The organism is Lacrimispora sp., from assembly GCF_031982545.1.
Classification (GTDB): Bacteria; Bacillota; Clostridia; order Lachnospirales; family Lachnospiraceae; genus Lacrimispora.
In genome coordinates this window covers 16,925-36,196 of sequence record NZ_DALYXB010000006.1, presented here as the reverse complement: position 1 = coordinate 36,196, position 19,272 = coordinate 16,925, and the positions used below count along the sequence as shown (strand labels likewise).

The following is a 19,272-nucleotide window of genomic DNA, read 5'->3' as shown; positions in this document are numbered from 1 at the left end:
TCTTTTATTGTCCTGTCAAAAGATCCTGTTATGATCTCTTTCCCGGTTTATATTTATTTACCGTAGTAAGCCTTTAAATACATTTCCTTAATTTCACTGAACAGCGGATATCTTGGGTTTGCACCGGTACACTGATCATCAAATGCATTTTCAACCATCTCGTCCAGTGTATCTAAGAAATACTTCTCATCTACGCCGTAATCTTTAATAGTTGCCTTAATGCCTACTGCCTTCTTTAATTCCTCAACCTTAACAAGGAATTTTTTGAATACTTCTCCATCATCCTTGCCTTCCACTCCGCAGAAGCGTGCGCATTCTGCATATCTGGCCAGTGTATGGGGATACTGATACTGAGGGAATGTTCCCATTTTGGTCGGTACTTCAGAAGCATTAAACTCCATAACCAGTGTGATTAACAGTGCATTTGCCACACCATGAGGAATATGGTGGTAAGCTCCTAATTTATGAGCCATAGAGTGGCAGACTCCTAAGAATGCATTGTTAAATGCCATACCAGCCATACAGGAAGCATCAGCCATCTTGCATCTTGCCTCAACATTGGTTCCATCATTATAAGCAGTTGGCAGGTATTCAAATACATTTTTCATAGACTTCAGTGCAAGACCGTCCGTATAGTCAGAAGCCATGACTGAAGCGTATGCTTCCAGTCCATGAGTCAGTACATCAATACCAGAAGCGCTGGTCAGCCCCTTAGGCTGGCTCATCATATTGTCTGCATCAACGATAGACATATTCGGCATTAACTGATAATCTGCAAGCGGATATTTTACTCCAGTGTTCTGATCTGTAATAACAGCGAAAGAAGTTACTTCAGAACCAGTACCGGAAGAAGTTGGGATTGCTACAAAATAAGCTTTCTCGCCCATCTTCGGGAATGTGTAAACTCTCTTACGGATATCCATAAAGCGCATTGCCATATCCTGGAAATCCACTTCCGGATGCTCATACATAACCCACATGATCTTCGCAGCATCCATAGCGGAACCGCCGCCCAGAGCAATGATTGTATCTGGCTGGAATGCCTTCATGGCTGCAGCACCGGCCTCAGCATTTGCAAGAGTCGGATCAGGCTGAACATCTGAGAATACAGTATAAACGATACCCATTTCATTGAGTTTGTCGGTAATTGCCTTGGTATAACCATTCATATAAAGGAAAGAGTCTGTTACTACAAATGCTCTCTTTTTGTTATAAACATCTTTTAACTCACTAAGCGCAACTGGCATACAGCCTTTTTTGAAATAAACTTTCTCCGGATTTCTGAACCACAGCATGTTCTCTCTCCTCTCAGCAACGGTTTTAATATTCAGCAGATGCTTCACACCTACATTTTCAGAAACAGAGTTTCCTCCCCAGGAACCGCAGCCCAGAGTCAGAGATGGCTGTAACTTAAAGTTATAGATATCACCGATACCGCCATGAGAAGATGGTGTATTAACCAGAATACGGCAGGTTTTCATTGCAGCTGCATGTTTTGCCATCTTTTCAGTTTCATTCACATTCACATACAGAGAAGCTGTATGACCATAACCACCGTCTGCAACCAGCTGTTCTGCCTTTTCAATTGCCTCATCAAAGGTTTTAGCCTTATACATTGCCAGAACTGGAGACAGCTTTTCATGTGCAAATTCTTCCTCAAGATGTACGCTTTCCACTTCACCAATTAAGATCTTAGCTGATTCCGGAACTTCAACACCAGCAAGTTTGGCAATGGTATGAGCTTTCTGACCAACAATCTTGGCATTTAACGCACCATTGATAATAATGGTTTTACGTACTTTCTCAATCTCATCGCCTTTTAAGAAGTAGCAACCCCTTGCTGCAAATTCCTTCTTAACCGCATCATAAACCTTTTCAAGAACAGTAACAGACTGCTCAGAAGCACAAATCATACCGTTATCAAATGTTTTGGAATGAATGATGGAGTTGACTGCCATCTTAACATCTGCTGTATCATCAATAATCACCGGTGTATTACCTGCGCCAACGCCCAGAGCCGGCTTGCCAGAGGAATAAGCTGCTTTTACCATTCCAGGTCCGCCTGTTGCAAGAATGATATCTGCACTTCTCATAACCTCGTTGGTTAATTCAAGAGACGGTACATCAATCCATCCAATAATACCTTCTGGAGCTCCTGCTTTGACAGCCGCATCAAGAACTACCTTAGCAGCTGCTATTGTACAGTTCTTTGCTCTTGGGTGTGGGGAAATGATAATTGCATTTCTTGTCTTTAAGCTGATTAAGGTTTTGAAAATAGCAGTTGAAGTCGGGTTTGTAGTCGGAATAACAGCTGCTACCAGTCCGATTGGTTCTGCAATTTTCTTTATTCCAAATGCTTTATCTTCTTCAATCACACCGCAGGTTTTTGTATCTTTATAAGAATTATAGATATATTCAGCTGCATAATTGTTCTTAATTACTTTATCCTCTGCAACGCCCATCCCTGTCTCCTGGACAGCCATCTTTGCAAGAGGGATTCTTAATTTATTTGCAGCACTGGCTGCTTCATAAAAGATTTTATCAACCTGCTCCTGAGTGAAGGTTGCGAATACTCTCTGAGCTTCTCTCATTGCCTCCATTTTTGCGATCAGGGTATCTACACTATCAATTATCTGGGGAACCTTAATCAGTTCTTCTTTTTTTGCCATCTTGAATTTCCTCCATTTTATAAGTATCAATCCCATTGGTTACTTGATCGATATTTTTTTAACGATCTTTATGATCTTATTATATTCTATCGTTATTTTTTTGTCAATGTGAGAACTCACAAAAATATACACCAATCGATATATTTTTTATCTAATTTTTATAAATATTTTTTTACTTATATAAGAATTGGTCTGAATCTTATAACTCTTATAAAACAAGGGTTTATAAGAGTTATTAATGATACAGAATAATCAACAAACCGCTATATCCTGTTTTTCTTCTATTTTTATCTCATATAAAATAAAGAAATCACATGATTCTGGCCTGCTTCTATGAACACATTTAAGAACTTGGCATTTACCTATAAATATGGTATAGTTAGCCTTACTACCTGCTATAAAAAGGTCCGGGCAGGTTAATTAGATAAGGTGATTTAAGGGGACATATATGAAAATAACCATTGGAATTGATCTTGGAGGAAGTACAACGAAGATTGTAGGATTTCAGGATCATAAATTGAAAATACCCACATTTGTAAAAGCAGATAATCCTATTGCTTCTCTATTTGGTGCTCTGGGTAAATTTATTTATGATAACAATATTCAGTTAAATGAAATAGAAAAAATTATGATTACAGGGGTAGGAAGTGCATATGTAGAGCAGCCTCTTTATGGTATTCCAACTTTTAAGGTGAATGAATTTACCTGCAATGGATTAGGTGGTCAGTATTTTACCGGATTAAAGGATTTAATCGTGGTAAGCATGGGTACCGGTACTTCACTGGTACAGGTGAATGGAGATTCCATTGTTCATACCGGAGGTATTGGAATCGGTGGAGGAACCATCCTGGGACTTTCAAGCCTTTTATTAAAAACTCAGGATATCTCCCATATCATGGATCTGGCCAGCAGAGGAACTTTAAGTAATATCGACTTACAGATTCAGGATATTTCAAGAACTCCTCTTCCAGGGCTGCCATTATCTGCGACAGCATCAAATTTTGGAAAAGTCAGGGGTTTTGTATCAGATGAAGATATTGCAATCGGTATCATTCATATGGTGCTCCAGGTAATAGGAAAATCCGCCATTCTTTCTTCATTAAACAGCAATATTAATGACTTTGTTATGACAGGGAATCTTTCTAAGTTTCCTCAGTGCAGGGAGATCTTTCAATCCCTGGAGACCATGTTTGATGTTCACTTTATTATACCTGAACAGGCCGAATACGGGACTGCCATCGGTGCTGCTCTCACAGAAGAACATCATTTAGAGATGACAGAGATCCATTAATTAAAATGAAAATTCTTTTATTTCACTGGTAAGGGACTGGATTACAGCTTTGGCATTTTGTAAATAGAATACTTCCATTAAGTTATCGTCAACTGAATACATTCTGCTTAAAGCTGATCCATACTCTTCCAGCATTGCTATTCTCGCTTCTCTTCTGGAATCTAAAACAGCTTCACACTGAAGCCGGATCCAGGTCCCGTGGTTCATTCCGCTGATCTCAATTTTAGGGTTTTTCATCATTTGATCAAATACCGGTTTTTTATTGTTGGTAATAATATAAATCTTCCCTTCAAACAGGCATACTGCTCCAAACGGGCGTACTCTTGCCTGATCTCCATCACAGGTAGCCAGATAGAACGTTTTGCATTCCTTTAAATACTGAAGTACTTCTTCCATATTAATTTCTCCTCTTCCAATTATAATGATTCATATAACATATATATAAAAAACACGGTAAAAACCGTGTTTTTTATGAATGATATCCCAATGCCCGTTCCAGAGCTTCTTTTTCTTCACTTCCAAGAAGTACTTCTGTTTCTCCTCTTTCTACTTCTTTAATGTATACATAACATCCTTCTCTGCTATGAACTGAGTTCAGTACAAATCCGCTGTTTGTATAATCCAATAATGACATAGCGAAGCTTAAATTACCTCCCATGCCTTTAAATGCGTTATATTTTACAAGACCAAACTTCTGGAATGCACTTCTATAGTTTTTATTCGTATTTCTCAGAGAGTCTTTATTCGCACGATCCTCTGATTTTAACTGGGCAATATCTTCCATCTGTTCCATAATAATGCCCTCAAGTGTCTCTGCGTCTTTGCCTCTCATAAAAAAATCATATCTGCGATACAATTTTTTCATTTGTATCATACAAATAATTACGACAATTAGTAATATTAGTGTAAGCGCGGATAATCCAATGATCAAAAAGGCTGGATCAATCGGCAGCTGATTTAATATACTGTTATCCATTCTTTCGTCCTCACTTCCATGATGTTATCTTATGGATTCTAATAACTCTACTATTCTTTCCAATTCTGCCTCAGAATAGTACTCAATTTCAACTCTTCCTTTATTTTTATCTTTTCGGTTAATGCTGACTTTGGTACCCATGGCAGTTTTCATTCGATCTTCCAACTCCCGGAATATTAGTGAAATGCTTTCATCCTCTTCTTTACCTTCTTTTGGTTCTTTCTTTTTTGATAAGGATTTTACAAGTTTTTCTACTTCTCGGACACTCATATTTTCAGCCACAATTTTACCGGCAAGCTGATATTGCAAATCTCCATCTTCCACTGCCAGTAATGCTCTTGCGTGACCGCTGCTGATCTGATCCTGTATTAACATCTCCTGAATTCGTTCATCCAGCTTTAATAATCGCATACTATTAGTTATGGTAACCCTATTCTTAGCTACACGAGCTGCTATTTCTTCCTGCTTCAAACCAAATTCCTGCATCAAAATAGAATAAGCTCTGGCTTCTTCAATGGGATTTAAATCTTCCCTTTGAACATTTTCAATCAATGCTATTTCCATAGATTGCTGCTTTGTATATTCCCGGATTACTACGGGTACTTCTTTTAAGCCAGCCAGTTTCGCTGCCCGCCATCTACGTTCACCAGCGATAATTTCATAGTATTCGCCTCTTTTTTGAACCAAAAGTGGTTGTAATACACCATACTCCTTCATGGATTCAGCCAATTCTACTAACGCTTCTTCCCGAAATTCCTTTCTTGGCTGATTATGGTTAGGCTCAACCAGTGAAATTTTTAAAAACATTCCTTTTCCAATTTCCGAATCAGCTTTCTCTTTTTCAGATATTAGAGAGGTATGTTCTGTCTCTTTATGATTCCTCATTTCCTGTTCTTCTGCTGCAGATTCCATTACTTCATCTCCAAAAATTGCGCCAAGGCCTTTCCCTAAACCTGTTCTCTTTGCCATATCTAGATCTCTTCTCCTCTGCTGATAACTTCTGCCGCCAGTAACCGGTAGCTTTCTGCCCCCGCTGATCTGGAATCATATAAATTGATCGGCATTCCATGGCTGGGAGCCTCTGCCAGTCTGACATTTCTGGGTATGATTGTTTTATATATATTTTGATTTAAATTATTTTTTACACTTTCAACAACTTCCAATGAAAGATTTGTTCTTGCATCATACATGGTAAATACAACTCCCTCCATTTCAAGAGAAGGATTCAATTTCTTTTTTACTAAATTTACTGTTTTTAAAACCTGACTAAGGCCTTCCAAAGCATAATATTCACACTGGATGGGTACTAGAACGGTGTTAGCTGCTGTTAAGGCATTAATTGTCAATAGACTCAATGACGGAGGACAATCTATAATAATAAAATCATAGTTTTTCTTGACTTTTTCAAGATATGACTTAAGGAGTATCTCCTTATTTTCAATTTCCAGCAGCTCTATTTCAGCTCCTGCCAGATCCACGTTTGATGGCAATAAATCCAGATTTTCCTGAACGTTAGGTATCAAACATTCTTCTATCTCACATTCTCCAACCAAAAGATCATATACAGTACGCTCAATCGTTGACTTTTCCATACCAAGTCCGCTGGTTTCGTTTCCCTGTGGATCAAAATCCACAGCTAATACCCGTTGTCCTGACTCTGCAAGACAAGCTGATAGGTTGATTGCGGTCGTTGTTTTACCAACTCCGCCCTTCTGGTTTGCTATCGCAATGATTCTTCCCATTTTTAATTTTCTCCTGTTACAACGTCCGGAAATGCAGTTCAAATTAGAGTATAGCATACTTTATTTTTTTTTCCTATGGTTTCAAGTAAAATAAATACAGAAATTACAAAAAATGTTTCACGTGAAACATTCTTCCAAGTTTAAGAATAAATTAATATGTTTGACGTTGTAAGTCCATATCGATTATATTATAATAAGAAGAGATTATCAGCACTCAGGAGGTATATAATGAAAACTAAGAGTAAATTACTGACTCTGCTCATCCTTTCAGCAAGTACAGCTGCCGCAACTGCAGTTATTAATAAATTTGTTAAACTCTCTGCATCTTCAAAAAATATCTTATCAGATGCAAAGTCCTTATGCTACAAATGGAGATTTGGTAATATCCATTATACGAAATCTGGCACAGGGAAACCACTTCTTTTAATTCATGATCTGACCGCATACTCTAATGGTTATGAGTGGAACAGCATGATCTCCTTGTTAAAAGAACAGTATACCGTATACACCATTGATCTTCTGGGATGCGGTCGTTCAGAGAAACCCGATCTTACCTATACTAATTATCTTTATGTACAGATGCTCTCCGATTTTATTAAATCTGAAATTGGACACCGAACCAATGTAATCGCTACGGGTGCTTCATCAGCGCTGGCTCTTATGGCATGTAATAACGCTCCGGAACTATTTGACCAGATTATGCTCATTAATCCGGAAAGTCTAATGACATGTAGCCAGATACCCAATAATCACTCAAAAGTATATAAATTCATACTGGATCTGCCCATATTAGGTACTCTTCTATATCATATATCAGTGAGCAAGCAATCTATAACCGAAGAATTTGGAAGAAATTACTATTTCAACCCTTATTCCGTAAAGAGTTCAATTATAGATGCATATTATGAATCCGCTCATTTAGGAGAATCACCAAAATCACTGTATGCCAGTGTAAAGTGTAATTATACAAAATGTAATGTAACTAATGCACTGAAAAAAATCAACAATAGTATCTACATTACTGGTGGTGAGGAAATGGATCGAATCAACGAAGTTATTTCCGAATATCAAAAGTATAATCCAGCTATTGAAAGTTCTCTAGTAGCGAAGAGTAAATATCTTCCACAATTGGAGAATCCTAACAGTCTATACCAAATAATTCAAATGTACTTTCTATAAAAAAATGTTTCACGTGAAACATTCCTAAAGAGATATGATTCTCTACTGGATGTTTCACGTGAAACATTTTACTTTAACGGCTCTTTTGATGGTAACCCTGCTTTTCGTGGATACTTTTTAGAAATACCGTTTACTTTATTAATTTTAATCAATGATCTCTCTGCCTCTGTACCTGGTAGTAAAAACCGTTCTGTATCTTCTATTTTTCCACCTAAAAGAAAAATCGCATGTTTTGCTTCTCCCAACTCCTCTTCTATCTTGCCAGATTTGTATGGTATAAAACAACCACCTACTTTCACGAAGGGCATGCAATATTCTGATAAAGTGCTTAAATTTGCTACTGCTCTGGAAACACAAAAATCATATCGTTCCCTATGATTAATATCACGTCCTAAGTCTTCTGCTCTCCCATGAATTGCACAGATATCATTTAAACTCAAATTATTAATTACTTCATTAAGAAAATTTATTCTTTTATTCAAAGAATCCATTAATGTAATTTTGAGTTGTGGATATGCTATTTTTAAAGGAATCCCAGGAAAACCAGCCCCTGTACCAACATCAATTATGCTATAAACCTCAGTACCCAGATCATCCAAAATCTTAACAAGAGATAAGCTGTCAACAAAATGTTTTGATATAACTTCTTCCATCTCTGTAATTGTAGTAAGGTTCATTACTTTGTTCCATTCAACTAATATCTCATAATATTTATAAAATTGCTCCAATTGATTTTTTTCTAAATTAATAGATAATAGACTCAATTCGTTTTGGAACTTCTCACAAAAAACATCTGTCATTTTTCCTACCTCACTCCTTCTGATCTGTATTTTTATGAAACTTCATCTGTTCTAAATAAACCAGAAGAACGGAGATGTCTGCTGGAGAAACACCTGATATTCTGGATGCCTGTCCAATGGACAAAGGCTTATATAAATTCAGTTTCTGGATGGCTTCTCTTCTCAACCCTTTTACTTCTGCATAATCGAATTCAGCCTGCAGCTTTCTGTTTTCCAGTTTTTTATATTGTGAGACCTGTTGCTTCTGTCTGCGTATATATCCTTCATACTTAATATTGATATCTACCTGCTCCATTACATCATTTTGGAGTGGCAACCGGTTGGTATCTATATTAGTTAACATAATATAATCAAGTTCTGGTCTGCGCACCAATTCCGCCAAAGTTGTTCCTGTTTTTAAGGGCGTGCTCCCATGCTTCTCCAAAAACTCCTGCACTTTACTGGATGCTCCCATATTGGTTGATTCCAAACGTTTTATTTCTAATTCAATTGCTTCTTCCTTTTTTAATAATTCTTTATATCTTTCCTCACTGATCAGACCAATCTCATGTCCAATTCCCATTAAACGCAGATCTGCATTGTCCTGACGAAGAAGAAGCCTGTACTCTGCTCTTGATGTCATCATACGGTAAGGTTCCAGATTCTCCTTGGTAACCAGATCATCAATTAAAACACCGATATATGCCTGTGAACGATCTAATACGACTGGCTCTCTTTTAAGAATTTTCATGGCGGCATTTACTCCAGCCATAAAACCCTGAACAGCTGCTTCCTCATAACCTGAACTTCCATTAAACTGTCCACCGCTGAATAATCCGCTGACTGCTTTAAATTCCAAAGTGGCATACAGCTGTCTGGAATTAATACAGTCATACTCAATGGCGTATGCATTTCTCACGATCTTAACATTTTCCAGCCCCGGAACGGTTCTGTACATGGCATACTGAACATCCTCAGGAAGGGAACTTGACATTCCTCCCAGATACATTTCATTGGTGTAAAGGCCTTCCGGTTCCACAAATACCTGGTGGCGGTCTTTATCCGGGAACTTTACCACTTTATCCTCGATGGATGGGCAGTATCTTGGTCCTGTGCCTTCAATTGCGCCGGAATATAAAGGAGAACGATCCAGATTATTCCTGATAATCTCGTGTGTGCTGCTATTTGTATAAGTCAGCCAGCAGGATATCTGTTCCTTCTGAATGGATTCCGGATCCGTTGAAAAGGAAAATGGCACTACTCTCTCATCGCCCAGCTGCTCCTCCATTTTAGAAAAGTCAATGCTTCTTTTATCCACTCTGGCGGGAGTACCTGTTTTAAAGCGCCTCATTTCGATTCCATTGGCCTTTAAGGAATCAGTCAAGTGATTGGCTGCCTGTAACCCATTGGGGCCTGTATAATTGCTTACATCACCGTAAATGCACCTTGCTCTTAAATAGGTCCCTGTGGCTAATACAGCGGCCTTACAGTGGTATACAGCACCAGAATAAGTTTTAACCCCAGCCAGAATCCCATTTTCTGTTATGATTTCAGATACTTCTGCCTGCCGTATGGTCAGATGATCTGTATTCTCTAAGATTTTCCTCATAGATCTTGAATAGTCCTGTTTGTCGGCCTGAGCTCTTAATGAATGTACAGCCGGACCCTTGGACTGGTTAAGCATCTTTGACTGAATAAAAGTCTTGTCAATGTTTTTTCCCATCTCTCCGCCTAAGGCATCCAGCTCTCTCACCAGATGGCCTTTTGAGCTACCACCAATATTAGGATTACAAGGCATCAGCGCAATACTGTCTACACTGACAGTAAACATAATTGTCTCAAGGCCCAGCCTGGCGCATGCCAGGGCAGCCTCACAGCCAGCGTGACCAGCGCCGACTACTACTACGTCATAAGACTCCTCTAAATACTGCATTTTTATCTCCTCTTTTCTGATCCTTACTTACCCATACAGAATTTACTGAATATTTCATTGACCAGATCATCTTCTATTGATTCTCCCAGTATAATTCCAAGCTGCTCATACGCATCCATTAAGTCAATGGAATAGAAGTCCTCAGCCATCCTGTCATGTATGCTTTGCTCCACCATAGAAAGACTTTTCAACGCTTCTTCCAGTGCATTCTTCTGCCTTACATTAGTGATATAAACCTGATCATTAAAATCAATTTCACCCTCATAGAACATGGTCTTAATCTCATGCTCCAGATCCTCTATGCCAGAACGGTTTCTGGCAGAAATTGTAATGACTTTATGGCTGGTTCTTTTATTTAATAAATCCGGTGTGACAACCATGGATAAATCTGATTTATTTAAAACTATAACTGCTTTTCTGCCTTCAATAAAAGATAATATGTCTTCATCGTTTTCATCAAGCGGGCAGGAACCATCCACCACATAGATAATTAAATCAGCACCCTCAGCCGCCTGCCTTGCTTTTTCAACCCCTATTTTTTCAACTACATCCTCCGTATCACGGATTCCAGCCGTATCTATCATATTCAGGCTTAAATCTTCCAGCATGATCTGCTCCTTTAATGTATCACGGGTAGTTCCGGCAATATCTGTAACAATTGCCCGATCCTCACCCACAAGAACATTAAGAAGAGAGGATTTACCAGCATTGGGTTTCCCCATAATGACAGTCTCAATCCCTTCCGAAAGCACTCTTCCATTCTCTGAAGAACGGATCAGCCGCTTCAGTTCTTCCTTTATGGGGATAATCCCCTGAAGCAGAGTTTCCTGATAACCATCCAGAGAGATATGTTCCGGATCATCAAGTGCCGATTCAATAAAGGCAATATGATAAATAATCGTCTCTCGTAGTGCACGGACACGCTTGGAAACAGCGCCATCCAGCTGACTGACGGAAGACTTTAAAGCATATTGATTTTTCGCATTAATCACATCAATGACTGCCTCAGCCTGAGTTAAATCAATTCTTCCGCTTAAAAATGCCCGTTTGGTAAATTCCCCAGGTTCAGCCGGTCTGGCTCCGTACTTTAACACAGTCTCCAGTATCTTTTTAGTAACCAGAACGCCTCCATGACAGTCAATCTCAACGGTATCTTCTCCCGTATAACTGCCCGGTCCTCTCATGAGCAGAACCAGAACCTCATCAATCAGTTCCTCTCCATCATAAATAAATCCGTAGTGAATCGTATGAGATTTCTCATCAGAGAGCTTTTTAGTACGTTTCCCTTTTCCTTTAAAAATCCTGTCTATAATCTGAAATGACTCCTCGCCGCTGATCCTTACAATTCCGATTCCGGAACTGGACATCGCTGTGGCAATCGCCGCTATTGTATTCATCTTCATATTCTATCACCTGTTTTACACCAGTCAATATACTGGCGTGAGAAAAGGGTTGAGGGTGCCTTCCGACAGCCCCAACCCTCATTGTTGTTTGACTATTTATCTCGATCCTGATACCGTTCTTTTTTTATATGTTCCTTTTTCAAGGATATTACCACATGTCTGAATGGTTCTTCCCCATCACTTCTGGTAACAACAAATTTGTCATTCTGAAGTGCGGAATGAATAATTCTTCTTTCATACGGATTCATAGGCTCCAGAGATACCGGTCTTCTGGTACGCTTTACTTTGTAAGCAATATTCTTAGCCAGCGTTTCCAGAGTCTCTTTTCTGCGCTCTCTGTAATTTTCCGTATCCAGTTTCACGCGAATATAATCTTCGCTTTCCTTATTAACAACAAGACTTACCAGATACTGCAAAGAATCCAGAGTCTGTCCTCTTTTTCCAATCAGAATTCCCATGTCATCGCCAGACATATTGATGGAAAGCTCACGCTCTCCCTGATCAAATGCGGCTTCCATAGAAACTCCTAAATTCATTGCACCAAATACATCGGAAAGAAAGGTCATTGCCATGTCCTCCAAGGTTTCTTTCTTCCTTGCGCGGATGACAGCAGGCTTTGAACCGATAAATCCCAGAATACCATTACTACCTTTATCAACAATCTCATACTCCAGTTTATCACTGGTTGTTCCCAGTTGGATTAATGCTTTTGTAATCGCCTCATCAACGGTTTTTGCTGAAACTGTAATCATATCCATAGGTCACCCCTCCTATTTGCTGTGCTTTTCATTGTACTTCGAAACCATACGTGCCTTGGCAGAAATGCTGTTGGAATCTGAAGTTGTGCTTTGATAGTAATCGTTAGAAGCCTTTACCTGCTCCTTTGCTTTTTCTATTTTAGCATTCAGTTCCTGCTCTGCTTTCTCATTGTTAGCCTGAAGATTCTTTAGGTTTGCAGTAGCATTTTGAGAAACACGCTGAGGTGGAAGACCTTTTTTCGCACGCTTTTTATTTGCTTTATCCAGATTCTTCTTAATCATCTCATCCATATCAATGCGGTTTAAATGACGGTTGATTAAAACCTGCTGAATGATCTGGAATACACTGGAAGCAATCCAGTAAATACCAATACCAGATGCAAATGTAAAACAGAAGAATACGGACATTAAAGGCATTACTGTATTCATGCTCTTCATAGATTGTGCCATAGCATTACTCTCATCCGCTCCGCTCTGAGGCTGATTCACTGTCATAAGCTTTGTACTGAACCACTGGCTGGCACCAGCAAGAATAGGAATCAGGAGTGCAAGGCTTAAATGAAAACCGCCACCAGTTGGGAAAATAACACTGGCTGGTGTTGATGCCAGGTTAATACCAAGGAAGGAATTCATATGCTCAATCTGAGCAGCATTGGTAGTAATGGTATCCTGGATGGTTGGATAAAGAGCCTTTAAAGCATTCCACTGATCCGGATTTAACTGGTATAAGAAATCTACCATTCCATTACTGGTATTTAAATCTCCGATTCTTGATAATGTGACCTTATGATCAGCTGCAAACTGTGTCAGCTGCGCAACATGATCACCACCAAGAGAAGTAATTGCAGTCACTACATTAACAAAAACAGCCTTAACACTCTGTACGTAAGCAGGAATATGATAAATTACCTGATAAAGAGCGAACAGAATTGGCATCTGGATTACCAGCTGAACACAGCCTCCAGTCATGGATGTTCCGTATTTCTCATAAACTGCCTGCATTTCCACGTTCTGTCTTCTCATGGATTCCTGGTCAGTTTTACCTTTATACTTTGCCTGAACGGCGGAAATTTCCGGCTGCATAACGCTCATCAGTTTTGATGATTTCTGCTGTTTTAATGTCAGCGGAAACATTAAAAGCTTTGTCACAAGAGTAAACAAAATAATACATAAACCAATATTCTGAATTCCAACTGCAGATGTCATCTGAAAAAGCAAATCCATGATCACACCCAGAAAAGTTGCAAATGGTCCCAGAAAACCTCCTACCTTAGTGAGTACTAAGAATTCCAATGAACTACCTCCTCATCATTTACGGAACTGGATCATAACCGCCTTTTGCAAAAGGATTACAACGAATAATTCTTATGCAAGCCAAAAACGTACCTTTTAACACACCATACTTTTGCAGTGCCTCAATGGCGTATTGAGAACACGTAGGTGTGTATATACAGTGAGTTCTTATCTTCAGAGGAGACAAATATTTCTGATATCCTCTGATCATCAATATCATGATTTTTTTTACCATAAGATCACTTCGATTCTTTTTTTAAAATGTTATGAAGTCCGCACAAGTGCAGATATGCACTTTCGATTGTCTTGTATTTTTCTTCTTTTGCCGATGTTCTCACAACGACCACGATGTCTAACCCTGTCTCAATCATATCTTCATGAAGCCTGAAGCTTTCTCTGATTAATCTGGTTATATGATGCCTGATAACACTGTTTCCTACCTTCTTGCTCACCGAGATACCGATTCTTGTATCCGGCCTGTCCGTCTTTAAAACGTACATGACAAGAAGTCTGTTAGCAAGGGATTTTCCACTCTGATATACTTCCCTGAAATCCCTGTTTTTTTTAATCGAATTAAAATGTTTCATTCAACTCTTTCCTTTTCCGTTTTCCTGGAATTTGAGAAAAGAAAAGGCCACAATTACTTGCGGCCTGGTCCATTAAGCTGATAATTTTGCTCTTCCTTTTGCTCTTCTGGCTGCTAAAACTTTTCTTCCGCCGGGAGTGCTCATTCTGGCTCTGAAACCATGAACTTTTGATCTTTGTCTCTTTTTTGGCTGGAACGTCATTTTCATAATATACGGACACCTCCTCTTGTTACAATAGCTTATCATAGGCAATATGATGAAACATATTGAGACTATTTTAATTAAACATCAAACCAATTATATAGAAGAAACCATGGTTAGTCAAGGGAAAAATATAAGTTTTCATCATACTTCTAATATTTTCCACATTATTGGATTATGCAGTATAATAAATAAAACTATTTAATTTCCCAATGGGGATTCTAGGAAGAATAAAAAAGGATGGGTTAATACAATGAAAAGTGAGCAAATCAATATCAGAGATCCTTACGTACTGCTGTCTGACGGAATCTATTATATGTACGGAACCAGAGCAGAAACCTGCTGGATGGCCGCCACAGGCTTTGATTGTTATACCAGTACTGACTTAATTGAGTGGGATGGCCCCCATGAAGTTTTTCACAAGCCAGAGAACTTTTTTGCAGACCGAAACTGCTGGGCCCCTGAAGTTCACTGCTATCAAGATTCCTATTATATGTTTGCTACATTTAAAGATACTAAAAATCATGGCGGGACTGCCATTTTAAAAGCAGACCATCCACTGGGGCCATTCACCTTATACAGCCAGAAACAAATAACTCCCCCTGATTGGGAGTGCATTGACGGAACCTTTTATGTAAGTTCTGATGGAACTCCTTATATGGTTTTTGTTCATGAATGGGTTCAGATATCGGATGGTTCCATCTGTGCAGTAAAGTTAAGCAGCGATTTAAGCCATTCCGTATCGGAGCCTGAACTTTTGTTTCATGCATCGGAAGCTAAAAGCTGGGTTGTAACAATTGAAAATAAAAACAGACCTGGAAAACATTATGTTACGGATGGTCCATTCCTTTACCGGACAACAAACGGACGCCTTCTTATGCTGTGGTCAAGTTTTGGAAAAGAAGGTTATACCCAGGCCATTGCCTATTCTGATAATGGAGATATTACTGGTAACTGGATACAGCAGGATCAATTGCTTTTTGAAAAAGATGGAGGCCACGGCATGATCTTTAAAGATAAAAAAGGAACGCTCATTCTTACCCTCCACACACCCAATGAGCACAAAAAAGAGCACCCCGTTTTTTATCGGCTGGAAGAACAGAATAATACCCTGACTGTTAAAGGATTACATTAATGAAAGAAGTCATTTTTGCAGGAAAATGTCAGGGCATTGGAATTAGCCATGTGTCCAGAGACTGTGATCTGGCTGAAACCATCGGATTTTATAAAAATGAATATCAGATTTACTACATCTTAAATGGAGAGCGTTTTTTTTATTATGGCAACCAAAGCTACCGGATGGGTAAAGGCACGCTGACCTTTATTGACAAGAAACTAATCCCTTTTACCAATGTAATCGGCGGAAATTATCATGAACGGATTCTGATTGAACTGGAAGAGTCCTGGCTTCGTCTTGCAGGCAACGCTATGGAACTTAACCTTTTAGAATTTTTTCAAAATAATCACGGTGTTCTGCAGCTGGACGAAAAGCAGCAAAACATTGTGGAAAAAAAACTGATCCGTATAGAATCTGCATTGAGAAACCAGAAAACATACGGTGCGTCAGAGGTTAAAAATCAGCTGCTGTCTTTATTTCTCATGATACTAAATGGAGCCGGTGTTAAACCAGAGGTCTATTATATGCCAAAGAGAAAAATGGTACGCTACGTAAAAGTCGCGGAAATCATACAGTACATTATGATTCATTATTCAGAAATCTTTGGTTTAGAAGATCTGGCCAACATATTTTATTTAGATAAAAGCTATTTAAGCCGTATATTCAAAGAAGTTACTAATTTTACTGTAAATGAATTTATCAACTGTCAGAGAATTGAACAAGCCAGAATTCTCCTTCTTGACGAGAAACTTACCATGGAAGACATCTCGCAGAAACTGGGTTATGAGCGGTTGTCTTACTTTGACCGTGTTTTTAAAAAATATACGGGTTTATCCCCTCTCCAATACAGAAAATCCAAGAAATATAATGATGTTTAGTCAATTTAGTGCAAATTAAAGGTTTTTTTTGATGTATTGGGGCATTCTTCCAAATGTATTGTGATTATATTTAATTAATAGTAAAATGTAACCATACAAAAACAAATCCGGATTTTATAATTGGTACATTTACACAATACTTTATAAAGCAATCACAATTAGGAGGAACTATGAAAATCAAAAAGCTTACTGCACTGTTTTTATCTGGCCTGATGACTTTATCTCTTGCTGGCTGTTCCGGAAGCAAACCTGCCGCTTCTGCAGAGACCGTTTCTAAGGATACAGGAAAACAGATAACTTTACGAATGGCCTGGTGGGGTTCCCAAACCAGACATGATGCCACGAACAAGGTTATTGAACTCTACGAATCACAAAACCCCAATGTGAATATTGAAGCAGAATTTTACGATTTTGACAGTTACTTTACCAAGCTGGATACTTTGGTAGCTGCTGACGATGTGTGGGATATCTTTCAACTGGGAGGAAATTTTCCAAAATACATCAAAAATATAGAACCACTGGATGGTTACATAAAAAACGGAATTATTAATACCAGTGATACCACCGAAAATTTTCTGGCAACAACAAGGGACAACAACGGTTCTCAGATTGGTATATCCATTGGCACAAACACCTATGGAATTGCATACGATCCGGAGTTATTTCAAAAGGCCGGCTTAGCCGAACCTGAAAATGACTGGACATGGGATGACTGGAAAAAGGACTGTATTTCCATAAAAGATAAACTTGGTATCTACGGAAGTTCAAAGATCGACCATTTTATAGCAGGTGTAACCATGCGCGCCTCACAGACAAAAAAAGATGCAAATTTCTTTAAGAAAACCAATGATGGCATTGAATCAGAAGATCCGGTACCCTTTGCCGATTACTTAAAAATGATCAAAGAACTGACAGATGACGGCGCCTATCCCGATGCCGGGGCTATAAAAGAAATTAAGGACATAGAAGGGGATTATCTGGTTACCGGGGATGCAGCAATGACCTGGGTTTCCTCCAATCAGGTTTCTTCCATTGTTCATGCCTCTGGCAGAAATATTAAAATTGCACCAGTGCCAAGATTAACGAAAAATGGGCCTTATGGAATGGGAGTTCAGTCTTCCCAGCAGCTTTGTATCTCCAGTAATTCCAAAGCAAAGGAAGAAGCCGCTAAATTCATTAACTTTTTTGTCAATGACATAGAAGCTAATAAAATATTAAACGGAGAACGGGGAGTTCCTATTATGTCAAAGGTAAGAGAAGCTGTCGTTTCCCAGGCAGATGACTCCGGTAAAATTATTTATGATTTTGTTGATAAAATAGGAAATTTTCCAAAAGAAAACAGTAATGTTATAAGCCCTGATCCAAAAGCTGAAATTGAAGATCAATATAAGCTTCTGATTGAAAAAGTACAATATGGTGATGTAACACCAGAAGATGCTGCAAAACAATTGCTGGATTTTTCCAAGTCAAAATTTCAGAATTAAGGATCATTAAGAGGCAGGTAAGGATTCTCTTTGCCTGCCTTTCCTATGGAAAAAAGGAGGTTATAAGCAATGAACGAATTAAAAACTAACTGGAAAAAAATCCTCTATCATAACAATACCGTAGGTTATATTTTTTCCTTCCCCTTTCTATTTGGATTTTTCGCATTTACATTGATTCCAGTTCTGGTATCCGTATATTATTCCATGACCAATTATAAACTGGGTCAAAGTCCGGTATTTATAGGGCTGGAAAACTATAAAAACCTATTCTCAGATGACCGTTTCTTAAATTCAGTAAAAGTCACCCTTATTTATGTCATCACCTCCGTTCCATCCAAACTGATATTTGCCCTTTTTATTGCATATCTTCTAACGCAGAAACACAGTGGTGTAACATTTTACCGGTCTCTTTATTATGTTCCTTCCCTGATTGGAGGAAGCATTGCCGTAGCACTTGTCTGGAAAACCATTTTTTCAAGAAAAGGACTGGCAAATACCATTCTTGCCTCTTTTGGTGTTCCAAAACTATCCTGGCTGGGGGAACCCCATCTGGCAATGGGAATACTTGTCCTCATGTCCGTCTGGCAATTCGGATCATCTATGATTATTTTTGCTGCCGGATTAAAAGAAATATCTCCAACTTATTACGAAGCTGCTGAAATTGATGGTGCAAACAAATGGCAGCGCTTTACAGCAATTACGCTCCCCTGCCTCTCTCCCATAATTTTATATAATCTGATTATGCAAACCATAACTGCCTTCATGGCATTTACCCAGGCTTTCGTCATCACACAGGGCGGCCCCAACGATTCCACTAATTTCTATGCCCTTTACGTTTACAATCATGCCTTTAAATGGTCCAATATGGGATACGCCAGTGCCATGTCCTGGGTCATGCTGGCTTTAATAAGCATTATTACATTCCTGCTTTTTAAGACATCAAAATTCTGGGTATTTACAGAAGCAGACCAATAAGGAGGAT

At 38.8% G+C, this 19,272-nt stretch carries 19 protein-coding genes; 6 read left to right on the top strand and 13 right to left on the bottom strand.

What is annotated here, in order from left to right:
* Nucleotides 1–53: 53 nt before the first annotated feature.
* A complete protein-coding gene (gene adhE, locus ABS301_RS11200; RefSeq protein ID WP_349672309.1) occupies nucleotides 54–2,669 on the bottom strand; it encodes a bifunctional acetaldehyde-CoA/alcohol dehydrogenase in 2,616 nt (871 codons plus the stop codon).
* A 448-nt stretch (nucleotides 2,670–3,117) separates the two neighbouring features.
* Here adhE and coaW point away from each other — a divergent pair, with 448 nt between their 5' ends.
* Complete coding sequence (coaW, locus tag ABS301_RS11195) at nucleotides 3,118–3,960, top strand: type II pantothenate kinase (protein WP_349672308.1); 843 nt, start codon at nucleotides 3,118–3,120, stop codon at nucleotides 3,958–3,960.
* Here coaW and ABS301_RS11190 read toward each other — a convergent pair whose 3' ends face one another.
* From ABS301_RS11190 to ABS301_RS11175, 4 genes are all read right to left on the bottom strand, one after another.
* Nucleotides 3,961–4,356 (bottom strand): pyridoxamine 5'-phosphate oxidase family protein, encoded by a 396-nt coding sequence (locus ABS301_RS11190; protein ID WP_349672307.1) that lies wholly within the window; start codon nucleotides 4,354–4,356, stop codon nucleotides 3,961–3,963.
* 73 nt (nucleotides 4,357–4,429) lie between these two features.
* A complete protein-coding gene (locus ABS301_RS11185; protein WP_104439534.1) occupies nucleotides 4,430–4,936 on the bottom strand; it encodes a DUF4446 family protein in 507 nt (168 codons plus the stop codon).
* Nucleotides 4,937–4,960: 24 nt separating this feature from the next.
* Nucleotides 4,961–5,905: a ParB/RepB/Spo0J family partition protein gene (locus ABS301_RS11180; protein ID WP_349672306.1), complete on the bottom strand. Its 945-nt coding sequence runs from the start codon at nucleotides 5,903–5,905 to the stop codon at nucleotides 4,961–4,963.
* Between the two features lie 2 nt (nucleotides 5,906–5,907).
* Nucleotides 5,908–6,678 (bottom strand): ParA family protein, encoded by a 771-nt coding sequence (locus ABS301_RS11175; RefSeq protein WP_104439532.1) that lies wholly within the window; start codon nucleotides 6,676–6,678, stop codon nucleotides 5,908–5,910.
* A 228-nt stretch (nucleotides 6,679–6,906) separates the two neighbouring features.
* Between ABS301_RS11175 and ABS301_RS11170 the strand changes: the two genes are divergently transcribed.
* The gene (locus ABS301_RS11170; RefSeq protein WP_349672305.1) at nucleotides 6,907–7,857 is read left to right on the top strand and encodes an alpha/beta fold hydrolase; all 951 of its coding nucleotides are present in this window, start codon (nucleotides 6,907–6,909) and stop codon (nucleotides 7,855–7,857) included.
* Nucleotides 7,858–7,925: 68 nt separating this feature from the next.
* Here the strand turns inward: ABS301_RS11170 and rsmG are convergent, their stop codons facing one another.
* From rsmG to rpmH, 8 genes are all read right to left on the bottom strand, one after another.
* A complete protein-coding gene (rsmG, locus tag ABS301_RS11165) occupies nucleotides 7,926–8,657 on the bottom strand; it encodes a 16S rRNA (guanine(527)-N(7))-methyltransferase RsmG (protein WP_349672304.1) in 732 nt (243 codons plus the stop codon).
* 10 nt (nucleotides 8,658–8,667) lie between these two features.
* On the bottom strand, nucleotides 8,668–10,569 hold the full coding sequence (mnmG, locus tag ABS301_RS11160; RefSeq protein WP_349672303.1) for a tRNA uridine-5-carboxymethylaminomethyl(34) synthesis enzyme MnmG: 1,902 nt from the start codon (nucleotides 10,567–10,569) through the stop codon (nucleotides 8,668–8,670).
* 23 nt (nucleotides 10,570–10,592) lie between these two features.
* Nucleotides 10,593–11,972: a tRNA uridine-5-carboxymethylaminomethyl(34) synthesis GTPase MnmE gene (gene mnmE, locus ABS301_RS11155; protein WP_349672302.1), complete on the bottom strand. Its 1,380-nt coding sequence runs from the start codon at nucleotides 11,970–11,972 to the stop codon at nucleotides 10,593–10,595.
* 92 nt (nucleotides 11,973–12,064) lie between these two features.
* A complete protein-coding gene (gene jag / locus ABS301_RS11150; protein WP_349672301.1) occupies nucleotides 12,065–12,730 on the bottom strand; it encodes an RNA-binding cell elongation regulator Jag/EloR in 666 nt (221 codons plus the stop codon).
* A 12-nt stretch (nucleotides 12,731–12,742) separates the two neighbouring features.
* Nucleotides 12,743–14,023 (bottom strand): YidC/Oxa1 family membrane protein insertase, encoded by a 1,281-nt coding sequence (locus ABS301_RS11145; RefSeq protein WP_349672300.1) that lies wholly within the window; start codon nucleotides 14,021–14,023, stop codon nucleotides 12,743–12,745.
* Nucleotides 14,024–14,042: 19 nt separating this feature from the next.
* Nucleotides 14,043–14,258 carry a membrane protein insertion efficiency factor YidD gene (gene yidD / locus ABS301_RS11140; RefSeq protein ID WP_170820227.1) on the bottom strand — a complete coding sequence of 72 codons (216 nt, stop codon included), beginning with the start codon at nucleotides 14,256–14,258 and terminating at the stop codon, nucleotides 14,043–14,045.
* 4 nt (nucleotides 14,259–14,262) lie between these two features.
* The gene (rnpA, locus tag ABS301_RS11135) at nucleotides 14,263–14,610 is read right to left on the bottom strand and encodes a ribonuclease P protein component (protein WP_277405341.1); all 348 of its coding nucleotides are present in this window, start codon (nucleotides 14,608–14,610) and stop codon (nucleotides 14,263–14,265) included.
* A 72-nt stretch (nucleotides 14,611–14,682) separates the two neighbouring features.
* Nucleotides 14,683–14,817, bottom strand: a complete 135-nt coding sequence (rpmH, locus tag ABS301_RS11130) for a 50S ribosomal protein L34 (protein ID WP_013274848.1) — start codon at nucleotides 14,815–14,817, stop codon at nucleotides 14,683–14,685.
* Nucleotides 14,818–15,064: 247 nt separating this feature from the next.
* Here rpmH and ABS301_RS11125 point away from each other — a divergent pair, with 247 nt between their 5' ends.
* The 4 genes from ABS301_RS11125 (at nucleotide 15,065) to ABS301_RS11110 (ending at nucleotide 19,265) form a co-directional block, all read left to right on the top strand.
* A complete protein-coding gene (locus ABS301_RS11125; RefSeq protein WP_349672299.1) occupies nucleotides 15,065–15,946 on the top strand; it encodes a glycoside hydrolase family 43 protein in 882 nt (293 codons plus the stop codon).
* Nucleotides 15,946–16,806, top strand: coding sequence for a helix-turn-helix domain-containing protein (locus ABS301_RS11120; protein WP_349672298.1), 861 nt, complete (start codon nucleotides 15,946–15,948; stop codon nucleotides 16,804–16,806). Before ABS301_RS11125 ends, ABS301_RS11120 begins: the two co-directional genes overlap by 1 nt.
* A 170-nt stretch (nucleotides 16,807–16,976) precedes the next feature.
* Nucleotides 16,977–18,290, top strand: coding sequence for an ABC transporter substrate-binding protein (locus ABS301_RS11115; protein WP_349672297.1), 1,314 nt, complete (start codon nucleotides 16,977–16,979; stop codon nucleotides 18,288–18,290).
* Nucleotides 18,291–18,359: 69 nt separating this feature from the next.
* A complete protein-coding gene (locus tag ABS301_RS11110) occupies nucleotides 18,360–19,265 on the top strand; it encodes a carbohydrate ABC transporter permease (protein ID WP_349672296.1) in 906 nt (301 codons plus the stop codon).
* Nucleotides 19,266–19,272: the final 7 nt, after the last annotated feature.